At 70.3% G+C, this 10,175-nt stretch carries 8 protein-coding genes and 3 pseudogenes; 7 read left to right on the forward strand and 4 right to left on the reverse strand.

Going from position 1 to position 10,175, the window contains the following annotated elements:
- Positions 1 to 565: 565 nt before the first annotated feature.
- Both ADK60_RS17410 and ADK60_RS17415 read left to right on the forward strand, forming a co-directional pair.
- Positions 566 to 1,480, forward strand: coding sequence for a NucA/NucB deoxyribonuclease domain-containing protein (locus ADK60_RS17410; RefSeq protein WP_053647068.1), 915 nt, complete (start codon positions 566 to 568; stop codon positions 1,478 to 1,480).
- Positions 1,481 to 1,547: 67 nt separating this feature from the next.
- Positions 1,548 to 2,249, forward strand: coding sequence for a DUF6461 domain-containing protein (locus ADK60_RS17415; RefSeq protein WP_053647070.1), 702 nt, complete (start codon positions 1,548 to 1,550; stop codon positions 2,247 to 2,249).
- 600 nt (positions 2,250 to 2,849) lie between these two features.
- Here ADK60_RS17415 and ADK60_RS45740 read toward each other — a convergent pair.
- Complete coding sequence (locus tag ADK60_RS45740; RefSeq protein WP_053647072.1) at positions 2,850 to 3,239, reverse strand: hypothetical protein; 390 nt, start codon at positions 3,237 to 3,239, stop codon at positions 2,850 to 2,852.
- 29 nt (positions 3,240 to 3,268) lie between these two features.
- Here ADK60_RS45740 and ADK60_RS46640 point away from each other — a divergent pair.
- Positions 3,269 to 3,415, forward strand: a pseudogene (locus tag ADK60_RS46640) (response regulator transcription factor); the annotation flags it as partial.
- Positions 3,416 to 3,659: 244 nt separating this feature from the next.
- Here the strand turns inward: ADK60_RS46640 and ADK60_RS48125 are convergent.
- Positions 3,660 to 3,860: pseudogene (locus ADK60_RS48125) on the reverse strand (DUF4230 domain-containing protein); the annotation flags it as partial.
- A gap of 459 nt (positions 3,861 to 4,319) precedes the next feature.
- Between ADK60_RS48125 and ADK60_RS17425 the strand changes: the two are divergent.
- From ADK60_RS17425 to ADK60_RS17435, 3 genes are all read left to right on the forward strand, one after another.
- Positions 4,320 to 4,919, forward strand: coding sequence for a hypothetical protein (locus ADK60_RS17425; RefSeq protein ID WP_053647074.1), 600 nt, complete (start codon positions 4,320 to 4,322; stop codon positions 4,917 to 4,919).
- Between the two features lie 31 nt (positions 4,920 to 4,950).
- The gene (locus tag ADK60_RS17430; protein ID WP_053647076.1) at positions 4,951 to 5,568 is read left to right on the forward strand and encodes a hypothetical protein; all 618 of its coding nucleotides are present in this window, start codon (positions 4,951 to 4,953) and stop codon (positions 5,566 to 5,568) included.
- A gap of 576 nt (positions 5,569 to 6,144) precedes the next feature.
- Complete coding sequence (locus ADK60_RS17435; protein WP_053647078.1) at positions 6,145 to 6,834, forward strand: hypothetical protein; 690 nt, start codon at positions 6,145 to 6,147, stop codon at positions 6,832 to 6,834.
- A 14-nt stretch (positions 6,835 to 6,848) separates the two neighbouring features.
- Here ADK60_RS17435 and ADK60_RS17440 read toward each other — a convergent pair.
- Both ADK60_RS17440 and ADK60_RS17445 read right to left on the reverse strand, forming a co-directional pair.
- Positions 6,849 to 7,712: pseudogene (locus ADK60_RS17440) on the reverse strand (class I SAM-dependent methyltransferase); the annotation flags it as partial.
- Between the two features lie 72 nt (positions 7,713 to 7,784).
- A complete protein-coding gene (locus ADK60_RS17445; RefSeq protein ID WP_053647083.1) occupies positions 7,785 to 8,531 on the reverse strand; it encodes an MBL fold metallo-hydrolase in 747 nt (248 codons plus the stop codon).
- Positions 8,532 to 8,604: 73 nt separating this feature from the next.
- Between ADK60_RS17445 and ADK60_RS41945 the strand changes: the two genes are divergently transcribed.
- Positions 8,605 to 9,438 (forward strand): RHS repeat-associated core domain-containing protein, encoded by an 834-nt coding sequence (locus ADK60_RS41945; protein WP_107094645.1) that lies wholly within the window; start codon positions 8,605 to 8,607, stop codon positions 9,436 to 9,438.
- The last annotated feature ends 737 nt before the right edge of the window (positions 9,439 to 10,175 follow it).

A 10,175-nucleotide genomic window follows, 5' to 3' on the forward strand; every position in this document is an offset into this window, starting at 1 on the left:
CACCACCATCCGCATACCTCACACACCACCAGATACAGCCACCACACCACACCCATCAGGGACTTCCACACAGTTCACCCTGACGCGCCGAAGTCAGTATCGGGCTCGGGAGAGCCGTTGCCGGCAGGGCGAGAGGGTCGGCGGGGGTTCCCCGCGCGGGGAGAGGCAGGAACTTGATGACGGCTTTACGAACAGGCCGGTGGACGAGGTCGCTGGCGGCCGGCGCGTTGTCGGTCCTCGTGATCGCGGGTGGACAGATGTCGGTGGCCCCGCCGTCCTCGGCGGCGTCACCACGCGGGAGTCAGATCGGAACGCTCGGCGCCGCGACCATCGGCATGAAGCAGACCGGGCTGGCAGGCGCGCTGAATGCTTCGACGGAGAACTGACCGTCGGCGGATCCCTCGACGGCGGCCCGCTGGGCGGGTCCTGCCTGGCCGTGGAGCCCGCCCCGGCGGTGCAGGGGGCAGGGAGGCCCCTCCCGAATGCCGCCGCCGCTGCCACCGGTGAGGGAGCCTGCACTCTGGCGGGGACCGGTTCATGGTGGTACCAGCGGTTCTCCTCCTGCATGAAGGAGGCGAAGGCCACCTTCACCCACTGGGACGACAAGGGCGGCGTCGCCGCCACCGGGGTGCTGGTGATCACCACGAGCATGACACTCAACGCCACCTCGACCACCTGGAACGAACTGGTCACGGTCAAACTGCAGTCGACGACCGGTGATGTCACCCGGCTCGACGTCGGGTTCGACGTGAGCTGCGACTCGCAGTGCGCGGCCACGGCCCCCACTCCGTGGACGGGTCAGCGGTCCATCGGGAACGGGGAGCAGACCTCCGGCCAGGTCACCTACGCCGAGAACCTGCCGACGGGAACCATCGACGACAGGATCACCACCAAGTACCACATCTTCGTCACCATGGCCGGTGCGCAGCCGACCCAGCCGAACGCCAACTGGTCCAACAGCCGCCTGATCCGCTGCGACAACGCCGTCGGGAAGTACCCCGGCTGCGTCTACCCGGACGTGCGGGCCAACCTCGTACTGCCGCTCAGCCAGTACGGCGCCGCTGCCGCCACCTACGGCTGGGCCATCCAGAACATGTCCGACCACTGGGGCGCCGCCGACAACCCCCTGCAGCGCACGGCGGACGAAGCCTTCGCGAAGGCCAACCGCCAAAGGACCTGCGAGGACGTGACGTTCACCGCGATGACCGCGGTCACCGACGATTCCTGCGACGAGTACCCGTTCGCCGGGACCTCCCAGGGCGGCCACACCGGATGCGCCGACATCGTCCCCCAGCTCGAGAACGGCCAGTGGAAGCTCTACTCGGTGAAGGGCCGGCCCGACGTCACCCTGCACGAACCCTGCGTCCGCGGCCACGTCCCCCTGACCCCGAACAAGGCGGCCGGAGGCAAGTACGGCAGCTTCGTCCAGACCGACCGCATCATGGACGCCGAGAAGTTCGTCGTCAGCATCACATCCTGACCCCGCCACGCCCGGCCGTGCCCCGGCGAGCATTCCCGGGGCGCGGCCTTTCAACGAGGAGGAACCTGTGGTTGATCGTGTGCCGCTCTGGTGGGAATGGGCGGACAGCGGTGTCGCGCCGACATTCTGTCTGAACCTGGTACGGGGCCTGTCGGTGGGGGAGGTCTTCGCCGCCTACGGTGCGGATCCGCAGCATGTGCGGACGCTCTCGGGCCCGGAGGCCGACATGCTGTATCCGATGGCACACCCCGGTGCATTGCTGCGGGCGGGGCAGTTCGACGGGTGGACCTTCTGCTTCGAGGACCGGGAAGCCGAGGGGCCGAAGCCCGGTGTGTTGGCCCGACTGTCCGAGCACAGCGAGGTCGTGCACCTGTTCTACGCGGTCGGCATGACCGTCGTCGAACGCCTGGAGAACGGCCAGCGCCTCGAATCCTTCGAACCGGGCCAGGTCCGGCCTCCCCGGGGCGCCGGACCCCACACGCTCCACCGGGCCGTCGACGCCGAACTGCAAAGCCCACAAGCGTCCGCCGGCACGGGGGCGGCGCTACGAGCCGTCGCCCGCCATGTCGGCAGCGAGATCCACTGGGAGGGGCTCGTCGGGCCACTCCAGACCGTCTACCTGCCCGGCGCCCGCCGTGAACCCGGCCCGACATCGCCACCCACCTGTGGCACGCCGCACCCTGACCTCGGTCACTACCTCGGAACCCTCGGAGCTCCGCGCACCGCGGAGGGAACTGACGGTCTCCCCGACAGCCGAACATCGGGTTGAACCCGTGAGAACCGGCTCGGCGGGCCAGGAGATGGTCGAACTCGGTCATCACCCGAAGGCCAGGCGGCCCCGACACGGTCTTCGCCACCCACCAGCAGCCGTTCGAGAGCCACGGGCTGGACCTTTGGTGTACTGCGGAGTCTTCCCATGAGGACGACCGACGGCCCCGATCCGATGACCGACTGGCAGACTGTTTGACGCGCCCTCACCACCCCGGACAGCGCTCCCTGCCCGCAAGGCGTACACCTGCGGGAAGCAGCGGGCGTGCAGGCGGCCCGGAGCCGGATACAACACGCGGCAGAGGAGTGTGCCACGGCTGCCGCCGGCCCCGGACCTGGTCGGGCGGGACTTCACCGCCGTGGCACCGGACGTGCGCTGGTGCGGCAACATCACGTACCAAGCGGGGCGGCCGCCTGTACTGCTGGGTCGCCTAGAAACGCAGACGGCCACCGTTGATCATCTGCTCACTCGCCTGTGAGAACGCCGCCCCGCTGCGACGGACAGCGGGGCCCGAGCGCACAGCGCCCGGGCCCCGCCTCCTACCCGCGGGCTACGTGCGGGTGGCTCGTGGCCTGCGCCCGTGTACCGTCCGCAGCTGGTTCAGGCGGAGGGGGAGTGGGCGGCGTGGGTGAGGTCGTCGACGAGGGTGGGGGAGGGTTGGGGGATCTCGCCGTGGTCCTCGTCGTCGGAGTCGACGGGCAGTTGGTGGACGACAGCGGCGATCCGGGGCGGCAGTCGCAGGGTCAGGCCCTCGTGGCAGGCGACGAGGGCCTCGTTCCAGACGCCTTCCGGAAGCCGGGCGTGGAGCACGGCGGTGGTGGGGGTGGTGGTGTTCTGTGCGGCGAGTTTGTCGGCCTGGTTGCGCCAGTGGTCGGCGTCGCGGTGCTCGCCCCGGCTGTCGTGGAGCAGGGACAGGCAGCTGGCGGCTGTGGTGCTGCCGCCGCCGGCGGCGAACTGGCGCCAGAACTGGGCTCCGGGAACCGACGGCATCGAGGCGACCCGGCTGCTGCTGCGTGAGGACCAACACGGAACTCGCCGCCGCCCTCGGTCTCGCGGAGCCCACGGTGAAGAAGCATCTCGGCCGGGTCATGGCCAAGCTGGGCCTGCGGGACCGGGCGCAGGCGGTGATCTTCGCGTACGAGTGCGGGCTGGCCGGCCCGGGGTAGGCACGGGCGGCCGCCAACCGGCAGCTCCGGGGCGGGGAGGAGGTCGAGCGGGCCGCAGACCTCGCCGCGCTCCCGGGCGTCGGCGAGGGCCGACGTCGAGCAGGTGTTCGCGCCCGTGCCTCACAGCGAGTTGCTCGCCGTCCAGCGCCCGGGCGGTCGGACGGCGGGCCTCGGGGAAGGTCGCCGCCACTGCCGCGCCCCGGGCGGTGAGGTACCAGGCCTTCGCCCGGTCGGCCTGCGGCAGCAGGATCGTGGCGCTGCGCCGGTCGGCGGAGACTGATACGCCGGAGCCGGAGACCTTGCCGAGGTCCCCGTAGGCCTGCACACTCCCGGCCGCCAGGTACAGCGTCCTGCCCTCGAGCAGGCCCGAGGGCAGGAGGACGGCCTCGCGGTCGAGGTCTGCCACCAGCTGGAAGTCGCCGCTCGCGGCCGTGCAGCTGCTCATGTCCTGGATGGACCTGAGCAGCACCGGCCGGCTGCGGTCGGTGGTCTTCTCGGCGAACGGGCGGGCAGGCCCGGCGCCAGGTGGAACGAGGCCGAGGCGACCGGGACCGAGGCGACCAGGATCGCGGCGACCAGGACCGAGGCGACCGCGGCAGAAGTGATCGACAGACTGACGCACCGGGGGAGCCGGCGGCCTGCGAGCACGCGTGCAAGTGCGGGTGCTCGGGTGTCCGGAGCGGCTCTGCGCGGGGGCGGCGGAACATGGCGATCCGCCTCCTTGGGACGAACTCCGCTGGCCTGCAGGTCACATTAGCGTCCATGAGGGCGCCAGGACGGGTTTCCCGAACCCGGGCGGCCAACGCTTCCGGGGGACTGGCTGTTTGAAATCGCCTGAGCGGGAACCCGAATGACGGGACCGACCAGCCACTCCGGGCCGTGGTCAAACCGAAGGAGGAGCGGTATGAGCATCTGGATCGTTCTGGCAGTGGCCGTGCTGGCAACCGCGGCGGCCCTCGCCGTGCTGCTGCCGCAGTGGAACACCCGCCGGCTGCAACAGCGTTTCGGTCCGGAGTACGACCGGACGGTGCGGGCGCACGGCGGCCGCACCAGGGAGGCCGAGCACGAGCTGGCCGACCGGCTGCGAAAGGCCAGGCAGCTGGCGCTCACCCGGCTGCCGCAGCGCCGCGCCGAGGAGGTCGGCAACCAGCTCGCTGCCCTCCAGGAGCTGTTCGTCGACGACCCCGCCCGCTCGCTGGACGAGGCCGTTACCCTGCTCGACGGCACGCTCGACGAGATCGGCTTCCCTGCCGAGGACCGGCTTGCCGTGCTCTCGGTCGACCACGCCGCCCTCGTGCCCGACTACCGGACCGCCCGGCAGGTGCTGGAGCGCAGCCGGTCGGAGCGGGTGGGCACCGAGGAACTGCGGACGGCGCTGCTGGCCGTGCGTGACCTGTGCCTCGAGGTGGCCCGCTCCGGCGGCGACGACCAGGGGACGACGGCCCGTGGCGGCAACTCCACCGGTGCCATCCACCACTCCGGCCCGCGCCACGCCACCCGATGACGCCCGCGACCCCACGAAGGAGAGGAAGACCATGTCCCAGCACGGTTCCGCAGCCCGGAACAACCCCGACGACGGCGCGCCGGCCCCGGACCCCCGCAGCGGGCCGGCGGACCTGGCCAAGTCGGACACCGTCCGCCCGCATGGCGCCTACCCGGACGCCGCCCGCGCCGGCACGCCCCGCCCGGACCCGGCCGGCCCGGAGACCGGCCGCCCGGCAGCTTCCCCCGGACGAGGCGCTGCCGGAGGACGGTTCGCCGTCGTGCCGGGAGGCGACCGGGCCGCAGAACGGCCGTCCGAGCCCGCCCGCCCCCTACCGGGACCCCGGATCGGCGACCCGCAACCGGCATCGGCGACACCTGCGGAGAGTGGATCGGGCGGTTGGCTCGGCGTCGAGCGGACGCAGCGACTGCGGGCCGAATGGCACTCCGTCCAGGCGGGATTCGTCGACGATCCCCGTCAGTCCGTGCAGCAGGCCGACGCCCTGATCGAGAAGTCGGTCGGCCTGCTGGCCGAGGCCGTCACCGAGCGGCGCCACCGGCTGCGCGGCGCCGAAGCGGCACCGGACGGCACACCGGCTGCCAGCACGGAGGACCTGCGCCTCACCCTGCGCGAGTACCGGTCACTGCTGGACCGCCTCCTCGGCACCTGAACCACCAGCACATCCGGAGCGGAGGGGGCGCCCGGACGCCCCCTCCGCTCCGGCACACGGGGTGCGCTTCGTCCGCCCTGATCTCACCGGCAGGGTCGAGTATCTGGAGGTACTGGGCCTGGGCGCTGGTGACAGCGGCGGTGATCTTGTGATTTGTCCCAGCGGCCCCGAACAGGCGGACCTGGTGATCACTCGCCCGGGTGTTCCCGGGACAGTGGAACGGCCTTCGCATGATTCTGAACTTGACCAAGAGATACAGGACTTGTCACGAAAGCCGTAGTGATGAATGTGGTGGAACAGGGCGGCTGCGCGCGCTGGGACCTCGACTGACTCGTCATCAACTCCTCCAGGGACATCGGACTGCGGCGCTCGACCGGATCGCCGACGGGAGAACTGCGTGCCGCCCGACCGCCTCCGGGAGGAGGACGCTCGCGCAGCGGCCCGCAGTGGCCGGGCCCTTCTGCGCCGGCCCCGGCCACTCACCCAGAGTCCGCCCCGCCGCCCGCCCCGGACCAGTACCGTGAGGGTCGCGAACCGTCGCGAAGGAGTGACGTTAAGTCACACCGGGGGCGTCTCATGGTCAACGGCACCGGCAACCCGGAACTCCGGGCATGGGTACAGGCCAGCGGCCTGACCTTCGGAGAGATCGCCCGCCGCACCACCGCCCCGGCGCAACGCAACGGCCACCGGCAGGTCGCACCCGACACCACCCGCGTACGCCGCCGGCTGGACGGCGAACGACCCCGCCCGGCCGTCCCCGACCTCCCCGCCCAGGTCCTCGGCGAGCACCTCGGCCGCTCCCTGACACCCAGCGACCTCGGCCCGGTTCCCACCTGCGTCGCCCTGGACACACTCCAGGTACCGCTGCTCGACGAACCCGCACCCGCGACCCTGGCCGGACGGACCCGGATGGACCCGCTGACGCCCCACCGCCGCGAAATCCTCACCCTTGCCGCCACCACCCTCATCACCCTCGCCGAACACCTCCTCGGCGGAACCTCCCGCGCCCTGGCCCGGTCGACGACCGGCTTCGACGCCGACAGCACCACCACCCTCGAAGGCGGCCGGCCGAACCCCCGAGCGGTCCGGCCGCCCCGGGGCAGTGGGTCGGACGGGGTGGGGAGAGCACAGGTCCGGATCCGGCGCCAGCAGCTCCGATGGGCCGTATCTGGGGACTGTCGTGATCGTCGACACCTGTCCGCAGCGCCATGTCCGCTCAGTGGCGCACATGACCGGCGGGCCGTCCAGGAGCCGCCACGGCACTGACGCCGCGACGCGGTTCAAGCTATGAGCAGGCGCAGGCCGAGATCTGCCGCGTCGCGGTCGGCGAGGTCGCTGTTGCGCTCGGCCCACCGGCCGGAGTCGAGGTCGTCGCCGAGGCTTCGTACCACCCGCTGCTCGGCCTGCGGCCCGACCCTCGTCCACACCGACATCGCACGGCGTACGTGATCCTCCAGATACGCCCCCGGCCGGCGCCAGTACGCCTCGAACAGGCCGCCAGCGCAGTCCCACGGGACGGGCACCGGCTCAGTGCGGGCGCCGATCGCGTCGGCCATCCGGGCAAGCGAGGGGAATTCCGCGAGGACGGCGGCGAACTCGGGCAGGTAGTCGCGGGTGAGCCAGAACCGGTCCTGCCATCCGGGCTCGTCGGTGTCGAACGTGAGCACCACCACGCGGCCGGCCACGCGCCGCATCTCGCGCGGCCCCGCCATCGGGTCCCCCCAGTGGTGAACGGTGGAGACGGCCATCGCGACGTCGAAGGAACGATCCTAGAACGGCAGACTCTCCACGGCGGCGGCCACGCACGGCGCCGAGCCGACAGGCCGCTGCCCTCGCATGACCGCCGACGGCTCCACCGCGGTCACGTCGCGATCAGTCGGCTCGTAGGAGCCGGTGCCGGCCCGGACGTTCAGGACTGTCTGCGCGTCCCCGAGCGCGTCCCGGATCTGCGCGGCGATCCGCGGATCGGTACGCCGTGTCGCGGTGCAGGCGCCGCCGATCGCGTCGTACAGCTGTGCACCGAGCATCTCCAACTGTTCCTCCGGTGTCACCTGCAGTCCCTTCGCCCGCGCCTCGAGTTCCCTGTCGATGGCCGCCACCATGGCGTCGGCGCGATCACGCCGTTCCAGCAGCAGGCCACGCACCAACGGCACGGCCTCGCGGGGCTCGGGAGCGGGTCCGTTTCGGGGCGGGGGTGCCGTCGCGGGGCCGGTGCTTCACGCGGTGCCCAACCGCGCGGCCAGCTCGTCACGTTGCTTCCGTACGAAACCCGTGTCCACCACGGCCCCGTGCCCGGGTACGTAGAGCGCGTCCTGCCCGCCGAGTGCCAGCAACCGGTCGAGTGCCGCCGGCCAGGCATGCGGCTTTGCGTCGGAGCCCGCCTTGGGCTCGCCCGACTCCTCGACCAGGTCGCCGCAGAAGACGACGTTCGGTGCCCCGTTCCGGCCGACCGCCAGGACCGCCAGGTCGTGCATGGTGTGCCCGGGGCCGACGTTCGCCAGCAGCACCCGATGCCCGTCCTCGTCCAGGTCGATCACGAACTCCCCGGAGACCAGGTGCTGCGGAACGACGAGCGCGGCCGCCGCCTCGGCCGCCTCCGCAGGGTCAACTCCGAGCCGCACCGCAGTGCTCCGTATCTCTTCCCGCTCGCTCGCCATCAGCCGCTCGACGCCCGCGGCCCCGTACACCTTCGCGTGCGAGAACGCCGCCGTGCCGAGCACGTGATCGAAATGCGGGTGTGTGAGCGCGACGTGCGTCACGGGCAGGCCGAAGAGTTGCGTCACCTCATGTCGGATCTCCGCCCCCGCGCGCAGCGTGGCCCCGGTGTCGACGACCAGCACACCCGTACGGCCCGCGATCGCTCCGACGGTCTCGTCCCATCCCGGCATCCTGCGGCGGGCGACGCCGGGCGCGAGCCGTTCCCAGCGCGCCTCGACGCTGCCCGTTTCCCCTTGGGTTCCCATGCCGCGACGGTAGCCTGGGCGCGATGCCGTCGCCCAGTCGCGCCGATCACGCCGGAGGAGGAGCAACCCCCGCATCCCCCAGGACGGCCAGGCGGGCGTCCGCTACGGCTGGCTCGGCGGCAAGCAGCGCTCCGCCGAGGCCCAGGACGGCGACATCCTCATGGGTGCCCGCCTCTACAGCCCGGCCCTCGGCCGCTTCCTGCAGATCGACCCGGTGCCCGGCGGCAACGCCAGCGCCTACGACTACTGCACCGGCGACCCCGTCAACTGCACCGACCTCGACGGCAACTGGGGCATGCCCAAGTGGCTGAAGAAGACGGTCGAAGTCGTCGCCAAGGTCGGCGAAGTCGTCGCCACGGTCGTCCCCGGTCCAATCGGCGCGGTCGCCGGCGCAGTTTCGGCTGTCTCGTACGCAGCAACCGGGAATTGGGAAAAGGCGGCAGAAATAGGCGCCACCAGTGCGCTCCAGCTGGTCGGTGCAGGTACCGCGGCAGTTGTCGCCGTGAAGATCGTCAAGGAAGTAAAGGCTGCCAAAAAAATCCAGAAGGCCGTATGGCAGACTGGAACCGTGAATGATCATGTGCAAAAGGAGCAGAAAGCTCTGGATGCCGTGATGCGGAAGCATGGCCATTCGAATATCAGTGGGATGGGTAAGCCGACGGCCCGACTGCCGGGGAATCATCACGTCTGGGACAATAAGCAGAAGAGCTATGAGATGCAAAATCTCGCCAGCCTGAGAAATGTCCGCTCGAACGGGTACAGTAAGAGGGACATTAAAGTTGCGCGGACCTATTTCAGGGCAGTCGCTCGGGTGAACAAGGCTCGAGGGACCGTAAATCCCAGTGCAAAGCCCCGTGCAGATCTCCTGAACTACTATGTCAAGAACTGGCGAAAGGGTCGGCGATAGTGAAGTTCATCGTGGAGTCGGATGGAGATCAACCCGTGGTTGTGGTATACGAGCCATCGGGCGAGGAGTGGACACTAATGCCGGGCGACCACATTGTTGTGGAGTGGCCGGACGGTGTCGACGGGTGCGGAGAAATCCGCCACAGGCCCGATGAAATTACGTTGTCCGAGCCACTCAATGCCAAGTCACGAGTTTGGGACTCCAAGGGGAACCGGCTCTGGTAGGGTCGTCTAGGCAGCCGGGGTGCTTGATCCGAACCAGATTCGGATCAAGCACCCCGGCTATTTTTCTAGAATTTACTCACTATCGTTTCGGCTCGCAGCGGTCCGGTTTCTTCGCGCGGATGCCGGCCCGGACTGCCGCTCGATGTCGTTCCCCGGGACGGTGACGCACACTCACCTTCGCCAAGGGTGCCGACGGCGCCCTCCTCCCCAACCCGGATTTCCGGATCGCTTCGGTTCCCGGCGCGCCCTGTGCCTGTTTTTCTGTTGGTAAAGGGGGCGCCGGAAGGCGGAGGTCTCGGTCGGCGGCGTCGGCAACTGCAACGTCGTGTTCCTGGATATCGTGCTCACCAACCCCAGGGCGGTCGAGGGTAACCCGGCTGCCAGCACCAGACCGTGCCGCCCGAGCCGGCGCCACACCCCCGCCAGTTCCATCCACTGCTCCCCTCGGCACCCTCCGCGGCGGAGGTCCGTGTGCCACGAGTCCAACTACTGGCCGGGGGTGGAGTCCTGTCG

The sequence above is a fragment of the Streptomyces sp. XY431 genome (assembly GCF_001279805.1).
Lineage (GTDB): Bacteria > Actinomycetota > Actinomycetes > Streptomycetales > Streptomycetaceae > Kitasatospora > Kitasatospora purpeofusca.